Annotated in this window: 17 protein-coding genes; 14 read left to right on the forward strand and 3 right to left on the reverse strand. The window is 63.5% G+C overall.

The window, feature by feature from the left end; all coding sequences use genetic code 11:
- Positions 1-15 precede the first annotated feature (15 nt).
- The 6 genes from ABLE71_RS03620 to ugpC all read left to right on the forward strand — a co-directional run bounded on the left by ABLE71_RS03620 (position 16) and on the right by ugpC (position 5,649).
- Positions 16-774 carry an iron-sulfur cluster assembly protein gene (locus ABLE71_RS03620; RefSeq protein WP_348781985.1) on the forward strand — a complete coding sequence of 253 codons (759 nt, stop codon included), beginning with the start codon at positions 16-18 and terminating at the stop codon, positions 772-774.
- The gene (gene gloA / locus ABLE71_RS03625) at positions 774-1,190 is read left to right on the forward strand and encodes a lactoylglutathione lyase (protein WP_348781986.1); all 417 of its coding nucleotides are present in this window, start codon (positions 774-776) and stop codon (positions 1,188-1,190) included. The genes ABLE71_RS03620 and gloA overlap by 1 nt, the downstream gene beginning before the upstream one ends.
- Positions 1,191-1,220: 30 nt before the next feature.
- Complete coding sequence (locus tag ABLE71_RS03630) at positions 1,221-2,747, forward strand: extracellular solute-binding protein (protein WP_348781987.1); 1,527 nt, start codon at positions 1,221-1,223, stop codon at positions 2,745-2,747.
- Positions 2,748-2,840: 93 nt separating this feature from the next.
- Positions 2,841-3,743, forward strand: coding sequence for a sugar ABC transporter permease (locus tag ABLE71_RS03635; protein ID WP_348781988.1), 903 nt, complete (start codon positions 2,841-2,843; stop codon positions 3,741-3,743).
- Between the two features lie 2 nt (positions 3,744-3,745).
- Entirely contained in the window at positions 3,746-4,576 is an 831-nt protein-coding gene (locus tag ABLE71_RS03640; protein ID WP_348781989.1) for a carbohydrate ABC transporter permease, read from the forward strand.
- A gap of 11 nt (positions 4,577-4,587) precedes the next feature.
- The gene (gene ugpC, locus ABLE71_RS03645; RefSeq protein WP_348781990.1) at positions 4,588-5,649 is read left to right on the forward strand and encodes a sn-glycerol-3-phosphate ABC transporter ATP-binding protein UgpC; all 1,062 of its coding nucleotides are present in this window, start codon (positions 4,588-4,590) and stop codon (positions 5,647-5,649) included.
- A gap of 144 nt (positions 5,650-5,793) precedes the next feature.
- On the opposite strand, the gene ABLE71_RS03650 is transcribed toward ugpC, so the two are convergent.
- Positions 5,794-6,729 (reverse strand): dimethylarginine dimethylaminohydrolase family protein, encoded by a 936-nt coding sequence (locus ABLE71_RS03650; RefSeq protein WP_348781991.1) that lies wholly within the window; start codon positions 6,727-6,729, stop codon positions 5,794-5,796.
- A 16-nt stretch (positions 6,730-6,745) separates the two neighbouring features.
- A complete protein-coding gene (locus ABLE71_RS03655; RefSeq protein ID WP_348781992.1) occupies positions 6,746-8,326 on the reverse strand; it encodes an amidohydrolase in 1,581 nt (526 codons plus the stop codon).
- 102 nt (positions 8,327-8,428) lie between these two features.
- Here ABLE71_RS03655 and ABLE71_RS03660 point away from each other — a divergent pair, with 102 nt between their 5' ends.
- From ABLE71_RS03660 to ABLE71_RS03680, 5 genes are all read left to right on the forward strand, one after another.
- Positions 8,429-9,325, forward strand: coding sequence for a LysR substrate-binding domain-containing protein (locus tag ABLE71_RS03660; protein ID WP_348783656.1), 897 nt, complete (start codon positions 8,429-8,431; stop codon positions 9,323-9,325).
- Between the two features lie 114 nt (positions 9,326-9,439).
- Positions 9,440-10,528 carry an ABC transporter ATP-binding protein gene (locus tag ABLE71_RS03665; protein ID WP_348781993.1) on the forward strand — a complete coding sequence of 363 codons (1,089 nt, stop codon included), beginning with the start codon at positions 9,440-9,442 and terminating at the stop codon, positions 10,526-10,528.
- A 44-nt stretch (positions 10,529-10,572) separates the two neighbouring features.
- Positions 10,573-11,688 (forward strand): ABC transporter substrate-binding protein, encoded by a 1,116-nt coding sequence (locus ABLE71_RS03670; protein ID WP_348781994.1) that lies wholly within the window; start codon positions 10,573-10,575, stop codon positions 11,686-11,688.
- Positions 11,689-11,701: 13 nt separating this feature from the next.
- Complete coding sequence (locus ABLE71_RS03675) at positions 11,702-12,532, forward strand: ABC transporter permease (protein WP_348781995.1); 831 nt, start codon at positions 11,702-11,704, stop codon at positions 12,530-12,532.
- 11 nt (positions 12,533-12,543) lie between these two features.
- Positions 12,544-13,353, forward strand: a complete 810-nt coding sequence (locus ABLE71_RS03680) for an ABC transporter permease (RefSeq protein WP_348781996.1) — start codon at positions 12,544-12,546, stop codon at positions 13,351-13,353.
- Positions 13,354-13,579: 226 nt separating this feature from the next.
- Here the strand turns inward: ABLE71_RS03680 and ABLE71_RS03685 are convergent, their stop codons facing one another.
- Positions 13,580-13,750, reverse strand: a complete 171-nt coding sequence (locus tag ABLE71_RS03685; RefSeq protein ID WP_348781997.1) for a hypothetical protein — start codon at positions 13,748-13,750, stop codon at positions 13,580-13,582.
- A gap of 130 nt (positions 13,751-13,880) precedes the next feature.
- On the opposite strand from ABLE71_RS03685, the gene ABLE71_RS03690 reads away from it, so the two are divergent.
- The 3 genes from ABLE71_RS03690 (at position 13,881) to ABLE71_RS03700 (ending at position 17,182) form a co-directional block, all read left to right on the forward strand.
- The gene (locus tag ABLE71_RS03690; RefSeq protein WP_348781998.1) at positions 13,881-14,396 is read left to right on the forward strand and encodes an AraC family transcriptional regulator; all 516 of its coding nucleotides are present in this window, start codon (positions 13,881-13,883) and stop codon (positions 14,394-14,396) included.
- A 76-nt stretch (positions 14,397-14,472) separates the two neighbouring features.
- Entirely contained in the window at positions 14,473-15,597 is a 1,125-nt protein-coding gene (locus ABLE71_RS03695; RefSeq protein ID WP_348781999.1) for an HlyD family secretion protein, read from the forward strand.
- Between the two features lie 13 nt (positions 15,598-15,610).
- On the forward strand, positions 15,611-17,182 hold the full coding sequence (locus tag ABLE71_RS03700) for a DHA2 family efflux MFS transporter permease subunit (RefSeq protein WP_348782000.1): 1,572 nt from the start codon (positions 15,611-15,613) through the stop codon (positions 17,180-17,182).
- Positions 17,183-17,217: the final 35 nt, after the last annotated feature.

The following is a 17,217-nucleotide window of genomic DNA, read 5'->3' on the forward strand; positions in this document are numbered from 1 at the left end:
GCGGCGAGCCCGCCAATGCATGACCGCGAAGCCGAAGTGCGGGCCGCGATCTCGTCGGTGCGCGATCCCGAAATCGACGAGACGATCGCCGCGCTCGATTTCATCATCGATGTGCGCATCGACGATGGTGCCGTCGAAATCGCCCTGCGGCTGCCGACCTTCTGGTGTCCCGCGAACTTCGTCTATCTCATGGGCGGCGAAATGCGCGCGGCGGTTCTGGCGCTGCATTGGGTCCGCAGTTTCCGGATGCAACTGGTGGATCATTTCGCCGCCGATGAGATGAATCGCGGGATCACCGAGGGGCTCGAATTCGCCGACGTATTTCCTGCCCAGGCGCGCGGCGACCTTTCGGATCTTCGCCGGACCTTTGCCGAGAAGGCATTCCTGATGCGGCAAGGGGAACTGATCTCCTTCATGACCCGCCAGGGTTTTTCTGGCGCATTCCTGCTGCAGACGAGGATCGATGAGTTCGAACGTCTCGCCGATGGGCAGGGAGGGCGCCTTCGCGAGCTTTGGGACGCTTACCTTGAGAAGCGCGCGGAGATCGGACTGCCCATGACCGCCGATGCCGTCGCCCTGACCGGCGCCGAAGGCATCGCCATCCCGGTCGACGGACTGACGGACCACATGCGCGAACTCCGCAAGGTGACAACTAGCGCACGCGCCAATGGCGAGATGTGCCGCATCCTCATGGCATCCAGGAAAGCGGGCTTCGGCTGCGGCGCAATGCAAGTGGCCCGCGACGAAGGCATTTCAACAAAAGGGAACCGCTGATGGACGGATCGAAATTCCACCTCATGCACACGATGCTTCGTGTGAAAGACCTCGACAAGTCGATCGACTTCTACACGCGGCTGCTCGGTATGAAGCTGTTGCGGCGCAATGAGTTTCCGGATGGAAAATTCACCCTGGCCTTCGTCGGCTATGGGCCGGAAGAGAGCACCGCCGTCATCGAGCTGACCTACAATTGGGACAAGCCCGAGGGCTACGAACTCGGCACCGCCTACGGCCACATCGCGCTTGGCGTTCGTGACATCCATGGCATCTGCAAGCAGCTGGAAGCCGAGGGCGCCAAGATCCCGCGCAAACCGGGGCCGATGATGCACGGCACCACCCACATCGCCTTCATCGAGGATCCTGACGGATACAAGGTCGAGCTGATCGACCTCGATACCATGACCTACGCGTAACTACGGCCAACTGTTTTTGGGAGGAAGACTATGAACCGCGATACAAAACAGATGATGAATGCCTTCGGGAAATCCCTTGCGAACCGCATGGGTTTTCTGGAGGAGGTTTCGACCAGCCGCCGCGAATTCCTGAAGAACTCCAGCATGCTGGCGGCGGGCTTCGCCGCGGCGGGCGTCGGCGGCGGCATCCTGCGGCCGCGCATGGCGCATGCCGAAGGCTGGACCCTTGCCGAGGCCGCCAAGCCCTATTCCGGCGCCACGGTGCGCGTCTCGAACCTTGCCGGCTATCCGCACAATGACTTCATGCGTGCGCTCATCCCCGAGTTCGAGTCCACGACGGGCATCAAGATCCAGCTCGATTCCGTGCAGTATGGCGAAGCCGTCGGCAAGCATATGCAGCTCCTCGCGACCGGATCGGACGAGTACGACCTCTACAACATCGATTCCATCTGGTTCCCCGGCTATGCGCCCTACATGGAGCCGATGACCGATTTCATGGCCGATCCCAAGCTGATGGATCCGACCTTCGACTATGCCGATCTTTCCGTCGAGTGCCAGCGCACCAATAGCTTCCTCGACCAAGTCTACATGTTCTCCAACATGAATACCTTCCCGATCCTGGCCTATCGCAAGGACTGGTATGGCGAGGCAGGCCTCAAGGCGCCGGTGACCTGGAAGGAGCTCTACGACCAGGCGGCGCATTTCAGCAAGGACGGCAAATACGGCTACACCATCCACGGCCAGCGCACGGCCATGATGGAAATGGTGACCATTCCATTCCTGTCGATGGGCGGCACCGTCTTCGACGATTATCTGCATCCGACCTTCTCGCAGCCAGCCGAGAATTTCGAGAATGCGAAGCTGGCGATGCAGCTCATCCGCGACATCTACCAGAACAAGCTTACGCCTCCCGGCTCGCTCGACTTCGAGCTGGGTGAAGCGTCGGCCGCCTATGCTCAGGGCAACATCGCCATGAACCTGAACTGGGCGATGATCTTCGCGGTCCAGGAAGACCCGGCGCAGTCGAAGGTGGCCGGCAAGAATGGCTATGCCTGGGCGCCCACGGGCTACGATAAACCGGCGCCGAACGGAGAGGTCGTCGGCGGCTACACCCGCCTCGCCAGCTTCGGCCTCGGCATGGCGAAGTCGTCGGCCAACAAGGAGGCAGCCTATCTGTTCTCGCAGTGGCTGTCCTCGCCAGGCACGCAGGAGAAGCTCGTCCAGGCCGGCGACGCCGGACCGTCGCGCATCAAGCTCCTGGAGAAGTACTCCGAACGTTACGGCCACTTCCCGATCCTGCTGGAATCCACCAAGCTGGTCGGCAAGAAGCTCTGGGATGCGCCGAAGATCGCCAACGAGCGGCAGTGGGAAGACACGGTCGCCATTGCTTTCCAGGACTGCATGATCGGCAAGATCAGCGTCGAGGAAGCCGTCGTGAAGGCGGACAAGGACGTCGGCAAGCTGATGCGCCAGTACGGCTTCTACAAGGGCGACAAGGAATATCCGAAGTCGGTCACGTCGAACTACAAGGGCACGCCCAAGGTCGAGCTGCTCTGATCGACCGCCCACGCTTCAGGAACTCCGGCGCGTGCAGCGCCGGGGTTCCACCCGTCCGATCCCAATCCGACCCTTGCCGACGGAACCGCGTCCATGCCCGGTGAAAAGATCTATCGCGCGCCGTTGCACCGCCGCCTGAGGCCGCTGTTCTTCCTGTCGCCGACCCTCATCATCCTCTTGTCGATCACCTTCTTCCCGCTGCTCTATTCGCTCTATCTGGCGAGCCACACGGTGATCCTGACCAACCCGATGCTGGAGGGATGGTCGCTGCAGGACAATCTGCGCGAGGTGTTCCTCGAAAGTCCCGAATATTGGGACTCGTTCGTCACCACGCTCATTCTCGTCATATCCGTCGTCGCGATCGAATTCGTGCTCGGCCTGATGTTGGCCTATTTCTTCTTCAACAGCTTCCGGGGCCGCGACCTTCTGTTCCCCTTCTTCCTGATGCCGATGATGCTGACGCCCGTCGTGGTCGGTACGATCTGGCGCTTTCTCTTCAATGGAGAGTTCGGCCTTATCGCCGGCCTGCTGAAGGCGCTGGGGGTGGTCAACTACTCGATCCTGAACGAACCATCGACCGCGCTGATCGGCGTGGTCATCGCCGATGTCTGGCAATGGACGCCCTTCATGCTGCTGCTGCTGCTCGCCGGCATGCGGGCGCTGCCGCAGTCGCCGTTCGAAGCGGCCCAGGTGGACGGCGCAAACAGCTTCCAGATCTTCCGCGACATCATGCTGCCGATGATGAAGCCGATCATCGTCATCGCGCTGCTGATCCGCACCATCGATGCGTTCAACCGTATGTTCGACATCATCTACATCATGACCAATGGCGGGCCGGGGCGGGTGACAGAAACGCTTGCCGTGATGGCCTTCCGGTCGTCGTTCGAATATTTCTTCATGCATCAGGGCGCCATCATCGCGCTGTCCATGCTGGTCCTCATCACCATCATGACGAAGCTGCTCAGCCGATTCATGAACGTCCAGAAGGGGGACTGAGGATGGCCCCGAAAAGCCGCGCCTACTGGATCGCCTGCTACGCCATCCTGGCCGTCTATGGCGTCTTCACCCTGCTACCGATCGCCTATCTGATCGTCTCATCCTTCAAGACGCAGCAGCAGATCTACGACGGGGTCGCCTCGACCTTCTGGTTCACGCCGACGCTCGATTCCTACCGCTTCATCTTCGAAACGAAGCCGATCCTGCAGATGCTCACCAACACGGCGATCGTGTCGGTGGGCAGCACGCTGTTCTCGCTGGTGTTCGGGACCATCGCGGCCTACGGCCTTGCCCGCTACAAGTTTCGCGGACGCGACGATCTCGCCTTCTACATCCTGTCGATCCGGATGTTCCCGCCCATCGTGGCGGCGCTGCCGATCTTCATGATCTTCAACAGCCTGGACCTGCTCGACAGCAAGATCGGCCTGATCATCGCCTATACCTCGTTCAACCTGCCCTTCGTCGTCTGGATGATGACCGGCTTCATCAAGTCGGTTCCGGTCCAGCTCGAGGAGGCGGCGATGGTCGACGGGCAGTCGCAGCTTGGCGCGATCCGCGACATCCTCATCCCGGTGCTGCGGCCGAGCATCCTCGCGGTGGGCATATTCTGCATCATCTTCTCGTGGAACGAGTTCCTCTTCGCGCTGATCCTGACCAAGTCGCAGGCCAAGACGCTGCCGGTGGCGATTCCTGAATTCATCACCTGGACGGAAGTCGGCTGGAACTACGTGGCGGCGGCCGGAATGGTCCTTGTCGCGCCGGTCCTGGTCTTCTCGTTCCTCGCGCAACGATACATGGTCCGCGGCATGTCCATGGGCGCCATCAAGGATTAGGGAGCCGTCGCATGGCCAACATCGAAATCAAGCATCTGAAGAAGAAGTTCGGCGCGCTCGAAGTCATCGGCGACTTCTCGCTGCAGGTAGATGATCGCGAGTTCATCAGCCTGCTTGGGCCATCGGGCTGCGGCAAGTCGACGATCCTGCGCATCGTCGCCGGGCTCGAGGAGCTGACGAGCGGTGAGATCGTCATCAACGACAAGGTCGTCACGCCGCTGGAGCCCAAGGATCGCGACATTGCTATGGTGTTCCAGAACTACGCGCTCTATCCGCACAAGACGGTGTTCGAGAATCTCGCCTACGGATTGCGCATCCGCAAGACACCGGCAGAGCGGATCAAGAAGCGCGTCGGCGAGGTTTCGCAGCTCCTGCAGATCGACCAATTGCTGGAACGCCGGCCGGCGCAGCTCTCCGGCGGTCAGCAGCAGCGTGTGGCGATGGGACGTGCGATCATGCGCGAGCCGGCGGCCTTTCTGTTCGACGAGCCGCTGTCCAACCTCGACGCGAAACTGCGCAACCACATGCGCGTGGAGATCCGGGAGCTGCAGCAGCGGCTGGGGATCACGACGCTCTACGTCACCCATGACCAGGTCGAGGCCATGACAATGTCGGACCGCATCGTCGTGCTCAACCATGGTGCGATCGAGCAGATCGGCAAGCCGCTGGAAATCTACGAGAAGCCGGCAAGCCTCTTCGTCGCGACGTTCATCGGCTCGCCGTCGATGAACCTGATCCGGCTGAAATCCGACGGGAAGGCGCTGGAACTGCCCTCGGGCGATCGGCTTGCGGTCGAGCGCGCGCCTGGCGGCGAGGTCATCCTCGGCATCCGGCCCGAGCGCATCAAGCTGAGCGGCACAAGGAGTGGAAACAGCCTTCCCTATGCGATCTCTCTTGTGGAAGAACTCGGCTCGCAGAAGATCATCCATGGCCGCGTCGGCGACACGGAACTGACTGTTGCATTCCCTGAGGATGTTCCGTTGCCCGCTGACGGCGCCTTCGTCAGTTTCCCCGAGGGCCATCTGCATTTCTTCGATACCGGAGAGGGCAAGCGGCTAAATAGAGGCTTGTAGCCCGGGCGCTCCTGTGGCGGCGGTCCTAAGCCCTTGGACCGCGGCGGTTACCCTTCGGCCGCCGCAGCCTTGCGCTTCACGATTTGGTCAGCGCGCGCAGCCGGGCCTGCTGGTCGGAATCGCGCTGCTTTGGCTTTTGCCATCTCAGGCCGCTGCGCGCTTCAGGGCCTGCGCCATGCAGTGAATGCCGCCGCCGGTCTTGGAGATCTCGCTCATGTCGACGGCGGCGACCTCGAAGCCGCGCGCCTTCAACTGGCCGATCAGCGCCTTCGATACCGTTGGCGCAATCACGCGATCCTTGCCGAGCGACATGAAGTTGCAGCCGAGCGCCATCGTGTCCTGGAACGGCACGTCGATGATCTCGTGTCCCTTGCCCTTCAGCCAGTCGACGATCGCCGGCTCGGTGCAAGCGAGGCAGACGGCGGTCAGCTTCTCGGCGATCGGCACGACCATCAGGTCGATATGCACGTAATATTCGTCGATGAAGGCAAGCCGGGTCTCCCAGCCCTCCTTCTCGAACCACGCCTGCACCTGGCGGGCGCCCTCCTCCTGCGTCCGGGCGCCGCCACAGCCGATCAGGACAACGCCTTCCTCGATCACGTTGAAATCGCCACCCTCGAAGGTGCCGGATGTCACCATGTCGTAGATCGGGATACCGAGCTTCTCGTAGGTGCGGATGGCGGCGTAGTTCTCACCGCGCCGCCACCAGTTGGCCATCGCGGTGATGATCGCGCCGTAGGGGGTCATCACACTGGAGTCGCGGGCATAGACCTGCATCGGCAGTTCCGGCGTCGGGTCGTGCCAATGGATCTTGACGCCGAAATTCTCGTAGGCGGCCACCAGGTCCTTGTGCTGCGCCTGGGCGGTCTGGATGTTGCAGGGCGCCTCGCGCAGATGCTTCCTCGACAGCGAACTGGTCGCGAGATGGCGCAGGAAGGCCGGCGAGCCGAGCAGCACGTCGGTCAGGGGATCTGTCTCGTTGCGAAAACCCCAGCCGGCGAGAGGCGCGGTCCCTCCGGCCGGGTTGCGGCGTTGAAGGGAGAAATGTTCCGCTGCCGTGATGCTTTCATGCCGTGTCATAATGAGTCTCCTCGTTTCATGTGTTCGATACGGTCGGAATCCACCAGTCGCGGCCGCGCGGCGTAGTGACATATTCCGGCCAGCGGAAATGGATGGGCGGTTCGTAGTCGCAGAGCGGCGCGGTCCAGCGCGAGCCGCCTATGCCGCCGCCGGTGCGCTCGACGAATTCGTTGCGGGAAGCCTTGCGGGCGGACGGATCCTCGAAAAGGCGCAGCGCCGATAGCGCCACCGCCTTTGCCGCGCAGACCACCATGGGGTCGATGGTCTCGGCAATGCCGCCGAGCGCATTCATCACCCAGGAAGGATAAGAAAAGCCGGAGGGAGCCTTCAGGGCGGGACGGGCGACGTAGAGGCGCGCGGTGGGCGCATGCCAGGACATGTCGGTGTAGTCGTCGGATGTCGAGTTGACCTGGGAGGGCGGCAGGTCGCGGCGCAGGATCGTCTCGGCCTCCTGCGGCGCAATCAGACGCTCGCATTCGTCGAGGATTGGGGCTGCCATGGGATCGACGCCGGCGTTCTTCTGGATCTCGCGTGCGACAACCCTTGCTGCCTCGTCCCAGCGCGGCGGCCCGACTGCCTGGAGCGCTTCGTAGGCGACCTGCGCCATGGCGTGGTTGGCAAGGCCCGGCCTCGACTTGGAGACCCAATGGCGCTCGAAGCGGCATCCCGCCATGCGCGCGGCGGCGTCGGCATTGGCGTCGAGAACGGCGCTCGCCCGCTCGGCCATCGCCACGGTCGGCGTGCGGATCATGTACTGGATCTCGGCCAGCCCCGCCGGCAGATTGTCGGCGGTCGCCTGCCCCGCGGTCAGTATCGCCTCGCTGATCGACCAGCCACCCTGATGCGGCAGCATCGAATCGCGAAGCGCCTTAGATGCCATGTACATCATCATCAGCGCGTCGTTGGCGCCCGGCGCACGCACCGCCGAATGCGACTGCGGGATCGGCGCGCCATCATCCGCGGAGCGTGCCCATCGTTCGGGCTCGTCGCAGACGAAACGATAGATCATCGCGTAGGCAGCGCCGCAATGCGTGTCCCAGCGCGCGGTGTTGCAGAGCGGCAGCATGTAGAAAGGATGGAAGGAGATCATACCGTCCAGGCCGTCATAGTATCCCTTCGCAGCGTGGATCGGCTTCGACCCCCGCACCTTCTCGGCCGGCTCGCCGGTAAAGCGAAGCGTGCCCGAGAGGCCGTGACGCTGCATGGCAGCCTTGGTCGCCAGCAGCGCGCCGAGACTGGAAATGCCCAGCCCCGAATGCGGGTCGGTGTGACCGCCGGCATGGACGCTGAGCCCGGGTCGCGGGCGTTGTTCCGTCGCAGCATCCTGGCAGTTTCCCGGTACAGCGTCGTATTCCGCGTACATTCCGATCGTCGGCCCGGGACCGTTCGACCAATGCGCGCAGAAGGCGGTGGGCATTCCGCCTGACCCTTCCTCGACCGAGAAACCCTCGCGTTTCAGGAGATCGACATACCACGCCGCCGACTGGTACTCGCGCCATGCGGTTTCGCCGAAATCGAAGATGGTCCTGGTCCAGGCGGACAGGAGGCGCCGGGTCTCGTCGACAAAAGTGAGCGCGGTCGCCTGTGCAGGCGTCATTGCGATTTTCCTCCGTCGGCGAAGGAAAGCAGTGAACTGCCGGATCAAAAAGTGATATGTTTTCCGCTCTTGCGCAAATTCCATTCACCTCAGGGGACACCACTGCGGGTACCGTCGACACAGGCCTTGCGCGCGCTGGACAGTTTCGCCCGCCACGGCAGCGTTTGGCGCGCGGCTGACGAACTCAACCTGACGCGCAGCGCCGTCAGCCACCAGTTGCGGCTCCTCGAGCGCGAGCTCGGCTTCGTGCTTCTGCAGCGGGTCGGCAAGGGCGTGGCGCTGACGCCCCAGGGCCGCCGCTACGCGCTCGACGTTCGCAAGGCGCTGACGGTCATCGGCGAGGCCGGCCAGCGCCACGACAGCTCTGTCATCGGCGGCTCGCTTCACGTCAGCAGCACGCCGGGTTTCGCCTCGCTCTGGCTCTGCACGCACATCGCGAGCTTCCAGGAAATGTATCCGGACGTGGCGCTGAACATCGTGACGCCGCGACGGCTCGATGACGTCAGCAACACCGAGGCCGACGTCTTCATTTCCTTCGGCATCGGGAACTGGCCGAATCATGCGGTCGATCTGCTCTGCGAGATCGAGTTCACCCCTCTTTGCAGCCCGAGCCTTCTCAACAGGCTCGGCGGCCTGACCAAGCCGCAGGACCTGTTGCGCGCCAACCTGCTCCATCTTGTCGATTTCGAGGACTGGTCGCGCTGGTTCGCCGCGACAGGCGTGGAGAATCCCGACCCGGAATGCGGCATCGTCTTCTCCGACATGAACCTCGTCTTCTCCTCCGCGATCGCCGGCCAAGGCGTCGCGATGGGCGACGAACTGACCAGCCGCAAGGCGCTTGACGAAGGCCGGCTGGTGCGCCCCTTCGACATCGCGATCAAGTCGCCGCGCTCCTATTTCCTGGTCACCGAGCGAACGAAGGCCGATCACCCCATCACCAAGGCGTTCAGCGGATGGCTCAAGTCCCGGCTGGCCGAGGCGGCGCCCGGCCGCACCTAGCTCTGCCCGAGGTCGGTAATAGTGAATAGAATTTGCCTGTAAGGCGAAAACTATTCGATTGCGGCGCGCCCAAACCCTGCCTACGATTTTGACAGGACAGTCAGGGATGGCGGTATGCATCAGCCTGGACGGGCCGCGCAAATCGAGGCGATCGGGATCGGCAAGAGCTTCGGCCAGTTCCGTGCGCTGAACGACCTGACGCTGGACATCGGTCGCGGCGAGTTCCTGGCGCTGCTCGGGCCGTCCGGTTCCGGCAAGACGACCTTCCTCATGATCCTCGCCGGCTTCCTCGCTCCCACCGAGGGCAGGCTCTTCAGCGACGGCGCCGACATCACGGAAATGCCGGCTGAACTGCGCGCGGCCGGCATGGTGTTCCAGGGCTACGCGCTCTTTCCCCACATGAGCGTGGAAGCCAACATCGCCTTCCCGCTCAAGGTGCGCAAACGCCCGGCCGCCGACATCAAGGCGCGGGTCGCCGAGATGATCGAGCGCGTCGGCCTGAAAGGCCACGAGCGTAAGCTCCCCTCGCAGCTGTCAGGTGGCCAGCAACAGCGCGTGGCGCTGGCCCGCGCGCTGGTCTTCGATCCCGGCGTGCTGCTTCTCGACGAGCCGTTCTCCGCCCTCGACAAGGGCCTGCGCGGCCAGATGCAGGCTGAGATGAAGCGCCTTCACGAGGAGACGGGAACGACCTTCGTCTTCGTGACGCACGACCAGACCGAGGCGCTGGCGCTGGCCTCGCGGATTGCCATCTTCAATCATGGCGAACTGCTTCAGGTCGGAACGCCGCAGGAAGTATACGACCGACCGGCAAATCGCTTCGTGGCCGAGTTCCTGGGCGAGATCAACATGTTGCCGCTGAAGGACGTCCGGCAGGAGAACGGAGCTGCGACGGGCCTCTGCGAGGAAAGCGCCGTGACGGTGCGCGGCGCCACTGGAGTCACCGGCGATGCCTTGCTGGCGATCCGCCCGGAATACATGTCGATAGGCGCGCAAGCCTCGCCCGGACAGAACGCGATAGCCGCGCGCGCCACGTCGTCAACCTATCTCGGCTCGGCCACCAGGCTGGATCTGCTGACGAAGCAGGGCACCCGGCTTTCGGTTTCCGTGCCCAACGAAATCGCCGCGACCGCATTGGGCGGCGACGGTTCGGTCTGGCTCACCTGGCCGGCGGAAAGGGGCATCCTCCTCGCGAACGGCGCGTAGCGAATGTCCTTCACGATCAACAGCAAACAAAATGGGGAACGAACATGACGAACGAGACAAAGAAGCAGGCAGTGGAATCGTTGGTCGGCCGCGCCGCGCGAGGCGAGATCTCGCGGCGGCAGTTCACGCAGCTGTCGGCGCTAGTGCTGGCCGGCGGTCCGATGCTGCTGCGCCCGACCGGCGCCTTCGCGCAGGCCAAGGAACTGGTGCTGGTCAACTGGGGCGGCGACGCCATCACGGCCTATGACGCTGCCTACGGTCAGCCCTTCACCAAGGACACCGGCATTGTCGTCAAGATGGATGGGTCGGGACCGACCGAGGGCGCCATCGAGGCTCAGTTCAAGAGCGGCAGCCCGTCCTGGGACCTGGTTGATGTCGATCCGTTCTCGGCGATCACGCTCGGCGCAAAGGGCATGCTCGAGCCGATCGACTACGCGGTCGTCGACAAGAACAAGATGCGGCCGGGCTTCGGCTGGGACTACGCCGCCTCGACCTATTTCTTCTCCTATGTGATCGCCTACGATTCCGAGAAATTCGGCGACACGGCGCCGACCGGAATGGCCGACTTCTTCGACGTTGCGAAGTTCCCCGGCAAGCGTTCGCTCTACAAGTGGGGCGTCTCGAGCTGGGAAGCGGCGCTGCTTGCCGACGGCGTCGCGCCGGCGGAACTCTATCCGCTCGACCTCAAGCGCGCGCACGACAAGATCGCCGCCTTCAAGGAGAACGTCGTCGCCTATTGGGGCGGCGGCGCGGAGAGCCAGAGCGTGCTGCTCGACGGCGAGGCCTCGATGGCGATCGTCTGGTCGACGCGTGCTTCGCTGATCGAGCAGGACTCCGGCGGCAAGATCAAATTCATCTGGGACCAGGGCCTGATCTCGCCGGGCGCGCTGGCCGTTCTGAAGGGCAATCCCGGCGGCAAGGACGCGGCGATGAAATTCATCGCCAGCGCCCAGGACCCCGCGAAGCAGTTGGTGATGTTCGACAAGCTCGGCCAGGGACCGGCCAACCCTGCCGCCGATGCGCTGATTCCCGAGGACAAGAAGCGCATCAACCCGGTCGATCCAGCCAACATGTCCAAGCAGATTGCGCTCGACATGGAGTGGTACGCCGCAAACTACGGCGCCGCGCTCGACGAATACACCAAGATCATCTCCGCCTGACCTGCGGCGGACGATGCGGCACCTCTCGAACAAGGGGGGCGCGGCGCTGCTCACGGCGCCGCTCCTCGTCTTTCTGGCAATCGCCTACCTCTGGCCGTTCCTGGGTGTAGTCTCCTGGAGTTTCACGTTGCCCGAGCCCGGTCTCGGGCAGTATGGCGCGCTGCTGACCGATCCGCTGGTGCAGTCGGTGTTCGTACGCACGCTCCGCATCTGCATCGTCGTCACCATCGCCTCGGTGGTCGCGGCCTATGCGATCACGGTGGTTTGGGTGCGCGGCACGCCGACCCAGCGCATGATCGCGGAGTTCTGCATCCTGATCCCGTTCTGGATCTCGGTGCTGACGCGCGCCTTCGGCTGGGTAGCGCTTCTGTCCAACCGCGGCCTCATCAATACCTGGCTGCAATCGATCGGCTTCATCTCGGAGCCGCTCGCGCTGGTGCGCAACGAACTCGGCGTCATCATCGGCATGACGCATTTCCTCACGCCATTCGCGGTATTCCCCTTGGCCTCGGCGATGCGCAACCTCGACGACCGCGTGCTGCTTGCCGCGCGCGGCCTCGGCGCAAGCCGGACTCGGACGTTCTGGACGATCTTCGTGCCGATGACCGCATCGGGCGTCATCGGCGCGGCGCTGATCGTCTTCGTCTTCGCGCTTGGGTTCTTCGTGACGCCGGCCATACTCGGCGGGGGCCGCAGCGTGTTGGTGGCGGAACTCGTCTACCTGCGCATCTTCCAGAGCCCCGACTGGGGTCTGGGGGCGGCGATCAGCGTCGTGCTCGTTCTCTTCGTCGGTCTGCTCATGGCGCTGCTCTTCCGCTATGTGCGGCCAAAGCAGATGGTTTAGGAAGCGCCGCGATGCCGACCTATCGCCCCGGTCCCGTTTCGCTGATCGCCGCCACGCTGGTGGCGCTGTTCCTGTTGATGCCGTTGCTCGCCGTCGTGCCGGTCTCTTTCACGCCGTCGCGCATGCTGGCGATGCCGTCGGGCGAGCTTTCGCTCAGGCACTACCGGACGTTGGTCGAAGACCCGCGCTGGATCGACAGCATCCTGTTATCGATCCGCATCGGCATCGCAAGCAGCGTCTTCTCGACGCTTCTGGCGCTCTGCTTCAGCCTCGGCGTGTGGATGTTCCAGCCGCGCTTCACGGCGCTGCTCGTCGGCTTCGTGCTCCTGCCCATGGTGGTGCCGCCGGTCGTGTCGGCGATCACGATCTATTTCCTGCTGACCTCGCTGACGGGCCTGATTCCGGGCTTCGGCTACGATACCTGGCTCGGCGTCGCCATGGCGCATTCGATCATGACCGTGCCCTTCGCCACCGTCCTCATCCTGGTAGCGCTCTCCCAGGTCGACCGGCGCATCGACCTCGCCGCGCGGGGCCTTGGCGCCAGCACATGGGAACGCGCGACGCAGATCATCATCCCCAACATCAAGTTCGGCATCGCCGCCGCGGCGCTGTTGTCCTTCGTGCTGTCCTGGGAAGAGATCGGCGTGACGCTGTTCATTACGAGCGTCAATGCCATCACGCTGCCCCGCCTGATGTGGATGGGACTGCGCGACAACATCGATCCGGCGATCGCCGCGATCTCAGTCATCCTGATCCTGGTGACGGTCACGGTGCTCGTCCTGCGCCGCGTGAGGCTCCGCCGCGAGGAGCCGGCCGGCTAGTCCTTGCCGAACCTCGCCCGCGCCATCAGGAAGCGAAGCGTGGGCCACAGCCAGAATGAGATCAGGCCGATGACGATCGACCGCGTGTAGGACGACGCGTTGATCGAAGGTGCTGGTTCACTCCTTCGGGCAGCAGGAGGATTCGGCGATGTTGGTTGTCGGGGGCAACCGACCGTCGTTTCCGCAGGCGCCAAAGGGGAGCCTATACGGAGGTTTACGCGGAGCGCTACGACAGGATGGGTGTCGAGACGACCGTATGATTGGCGTCGCCGGTCCTGGGAATATCCTTCTCCATGTCATCGGGCGGAACATCCGCTGATCCAGCGCCGCCGACCAATTCATCGGCGGCCAGTTGTTGGAAGCCCGCCTGAAGCAAAAGGATTTCCGACATGGTCATTCGTACCACCGACCACATCCGAACCCGCAACCTGCCGATCGGCCTTCTCGCCGCGAATGAGATACGCCGGATCGATGTTTTGAAAGCCTTTTCGTGGGATGCCGAGGGCACGCCGCCGGCTGCATTCGACATGCCGCTTGACCTGATCTCCGAGACCTTGTCGGAAGATCCGGTGGCGCGGCGTCTGCTCGACGGGCTTGGGCGCGCGGGCGACGAGGATGACGATGGCGCCTACGAGACCGCGTTGCGGCTGGCGCTGGTTGCGCGTCTGTTGAGCTCTCGTCCCGGGAAAGCGGAAAATCAAGCTGATGAATTGCAGAAGTGGCGTCTGAAGCGCGTCACAGCCTATGTCGAGGAACACATCGGCCGAGCGCTGCCCTTGTCCGAACTGGCAAGGATAGCCGGGCTGAGCCGTATGTATTTTGCCGCGCGCTTTCGCGCGGCGACCGGTATGCGGCCGCATGACTATGTGGTGCGGCGGCGCATAGAACGGGCCAAGGATCTCCTCGTCCGGACCGACGACACATTGGCCTTCATTGCGATGGACGTCGGATTCCAGACGCAGGCCCACTTCACCACCGTATTCAAGAAAGTCGTCGGGCATACGCCGGGCCGCTGGCGTTCGATCAATCGACCAATGGTTTAGCAAAAGTCCGCGAAACCGGCCTGACCTCGCCTGAACGGCGCCGGAGTACGACCCATCGAAACGCATGGAGCGACACATGAACGTCGTGATTCACCCCGCAAGCCTGAAAGCGGACGCAGCTCAACCCGCCCCGGCGCAGACGGAGCAATCGAAGCTGTCGATCCTCAAGCGGGCTGCCTTGGGGGCCGCCGCCATCGCCCTGCTTGGAGCGGGAGCCTATCTGGGTTGGCAATTCTGGACGGTCTGGCGCTTTGAAGAGGCGACCGACGACGCCTATGTACAGGCCGACATAGTCGCCATTGCGCCGCAGGTTGCAGGATATCTTGCGAGCGTCGCTGTTTCCGACAACCAGCATGTCAAGGCTGGTGACATCCTGGCGACGATCGACCCTCGCGACTATCAGGCGGCCGTCGACCAGGCCAAAGCCGATGTCGCCGGCGCTCAGGCAGCGATCGAAAGCGCCGAGGCGCAGCTCGGGGAGCAGCAGGCCCTGATCGAGGAGGCGAGCGCCACGCTCGATGCCGACCGGGCGACCGAGACCTATGCCCGGCAGAACAACAAGCGCTTCGGTACGCTTGCCGACACCGGTTACGGCTCGGTGCAGAACGCGCAGCAGGCGGCTTCCCAGATCGCCGCCGCATCGGCGATAGTCGCCAAGGACAAGGCAGCACTCGACGCCGCGCAGGCGCAGGTCGCCACGTTGAATGCACAACTCGCGGGCGCCAGAGCAGCGCTGCAGCACAACAAGGCGGTACAGGAACAGGCTGAGCTCAACCTCGGTTATTCGGTGCTGCGCGCGCCGGTCGACGGCGTGGTCGGCATGCGCCAGTTGAGAGTCGGCCTCTACGTGCAGCCCGGCACGCAGTTGCTCGCGATCGTACCGCTCGCCAACACCTATATCGTCGCCAACTACAAGGAAACGCAACTCGCCGATGTCGAGCCCGGCCAGCCCGTTCGGATCGATGTCGACACGTTCGCGGGCACTCCGGTGCGAGGCACGGTCGAAAGCATCGCACCGGCGAGCGGACAGGAATTCTCGCTGCTGCCGCCTGACAACGCAACGGGCAACTTCACCAAGATCGTCCAGCGCATACCGGTCAAGATCGCGATCGACCGGACGGACCCTCTGGCGGGACGGCTGCTGCCGGGCATGTCCGTAACCACCACGATCGAAATCGGCCACTCTCCTTCGGCCAAGTAGGGGCGCAGGTTTCATGTCCGGCCCCGACCAGCCCAGCGCGCCGCCGGAACAACGGAACGCCAGCTTCCGGGAATGGGTATCCGTCTTCGGATGCATGCTCGGCGCGCTGATCGCCGTCCTCGACATCCAGATCACCAACTCTTCGCTGCCGGAGATCGAAGGCGGCATCGGAACGGGCGCCGACAACGGGACCTGGATTTCCACCGCCTACCTGATCGGCGAGATCATCATGATCCCGCTGACCGACTATTTCAGCCGCGTCTTCACCGTGCGCCGCTTCCTGCTCACCAGCGTCTGGCTGTTCCTTCTCTTTTCTGTCGCCTGCGCCTTCGCGACCAGTCTTCCCGAGATGATCGTGCTGCGCGGCATGCAGGGCTTCTGGGGCGGCGTGTTCATCCCTCTGGCGTTTGCACGCGTGCTGACCACATTACCCAGGCGCCAGCAGCCGGTGGGCCTCGCTGTCTTCGCGATGACCGCGACCTTCGGACCCTCCATCGGTCCCACGATCGGCGGCTATCTGACCGAGAACTACGGATGGCAGTACATCTTTCTCGTCAATCTGGTCCCGGGCGCCGTGATGCTGACGCTGCTCTATCCAACGCTCGAACGGCAGAGAATGAATCTCGGGCTGCTGAGGCAGGGCGACTGGTGGGGCATAGCCTTCATGGCGATCGGACTTGCCTGCCTCCAGACGGTTCTGGACGAGGGCAACACCGACGACTGGTTCGGTTCGCCGCTCATCGTGCGCCTTTCCATCATCGCGGGTGTCGCACTCGGGATCTTCGTCGCCATCGAGCTCAGGAGCCCGAACCCGGCGGTTCACCTCAGGCTTCTCGGCCATCGCAACTTCGCGCTAGGCACGGTGGCCAACATCGCGGTAGGCGTCGCGCTGTACGGTTCGGTCTATGTCCTGCCGGCCTATCTGCAGGAGATCCAGGGCTATAACGCCGAGCAGGTTGGCCTGGTGCTGGCGTGGGTCGGGTTGCCACAACTCCTGATCATACCGTTCGTACCCTTGCTGCAGAAGCGCTTCGACGCGCGCGCCATCGTCGTTGCCGGCCTTTTGGTCTTCGCCGCCAGTTGCTTCATGAACACTCATCTCAGCGCCGACAGCGGGGCCGACCAGTTCATGTCGTCCAACATCGTTCGCGCGCTCGGTCAGGCGGTCGTGCTTGCGCCGCTTGCGGGCATCGCCCTCATCGGCATCCCGAAGGAGATGTCGGGCGCGGCGTCGGGCGTATTCAACATGATGCGCAACCTGGGAGGCGCGGTCGGCACGGCGGCGCTCGCCACAGTCATCACCAAGCGCGAACAGTTCCATTCCAACATCGTTGGACAGTCAGTCACGGCCTATGACGCCAACGTCGAGCAATTCCTCGCGGAAGCGCAACACAGGTTCCTGCAGCAAGGAACCGGTGACCCCGAACTTGCCCGACATCAGGCCGAGGTTCTGCTGGGCACGTTGGTCGAGCAGCAATCCCTCGTCATGGCCTTTTCGGACACGTTCCTGGTGCTGGGATGCATTCTGCTCACGGCTGCGGTCGCCGTGGTCTTCACCCGGGGGCGCGCCGCGGGCACGGCGTGACCAGCCGGTCGTGCCAACGACTTCACACCGGCGAT

The sequence above is a fragment of the Mesorhizobium sp. KR9-304 genome (assembly GCF_040049215.1).
GTDB lineage: Bacteria > Pseudomonadota > Alphaproteobacteria > Rhizobiales > Rhizobiaceae > Mesorhizobium_K.

Coding starts and splice junctions, on each gene's coding strand:
- ABLE71_RS03620 (WP_348781985.1), top strand. CDS start 16: ATGCATGACCGCGAAGCCGAAGTGCGGGCCGCGATCTCGTCGGTGCGC.
- gloA (WP_348781986.1), top strand. CDS start 774: ATGGACGGATCGAAATTCCACCTCATGCACACGATGCTTCGTGTGAAA.
- ABLE71_RS03630 (WP_348781987.1), top strand. CDS start 1,221: ATGAACCGCGATACAAAACAGATGATGAATGCCTTCGGGAAATCCCTT.
- ABLE71_RS03635 (WP_348781988.1), top strand. CDS start 2,841: ATGCCCGGTGAAAAGATCTATCGCGCGCCGTTGCACCGCCGCCTGAGG.
- ABLE71_RS03640 (WP_348781989.1), top strand. CDS start 3,746: ATGGCCCCGAAAAGCCGCGCCTACTGGATCGCCTGCTACGCCATCCTG.
- ugpC (WP_348781990.1), top strand. CDS start 4,588: ATGGCCAACATCGAAATCAAGCATCTGAAGAAGAAGTTCGGCGCGCTC.
- ABLE71_RS03650 (WP_348781991.1), bottom strand. CDS start 6,729: ATGACACGGCATGAAAGCATCACGGCAGCGGAACATTTCTCCCTTCAA.
- ABLE71_RS03655 (WP_348781992.1), bottom strand. CDS start 8,326: ATGACGCCTGCACAGGCGACCGCGCTCACTTTTGTCGACGAGACCCGG.
- ABLE71_RS03665 (WP_348781993.1), top strand. CDS start 9,440: ATGCATCAGCCTGGACGGGCCGCGCAAATCGAGGCGATCGGGATCGGC.
- ABLE71_RS03670 (WP_348781994.1), top strand. CDS start 10,573: ATGACGAACGAGACAAAGAAGCAGGCAGTGGAATCGTTGGTCGGCCGC.
- ABLE71_RS03675 (WP_348781995.1), top strand. CDS start 11,702: ATGCGGCACCTCTCGAACAAGGGGGGCGCGGCGCTGCTCACGGCGCCG.
- ABLE71_RS03680 (WP_348781996.1), top strand. CDS start 12,544: ATGCCGACCTATCGCCCCGGTCCCGTTTCGCTGATCGCCGCCACGCTG.
- ABLE71_RS03685 (WP_348781997.1), bottom strand. CDS start 13,750: ATGACCATGTCGGAAATCCTTTTGCTTCAGGCGGGCTTCCAACAACTG.
- ABLE71_RS03690 (WP_348781998.1), top strand. CDS start 13,881: ATGCCGCTTGACCTGATCTCCGAGACCTTGTCGGAAGATCCGGTGGCG.
- ABLE71_RS03695 (WP_348781999.1), top strand. CDS start 14,473: ATGAACGTCGTGATTCACCCCGCAAGCCTGAAAGCGGACGCAGCTCAA.
- ABLE71_RS03700 (WP_348782000.1), top strand. CDS start 15,611: ATGTCCGGCCCCGACCAGCCCAGCGCGCCGCCGGAACAACGGAACGCC.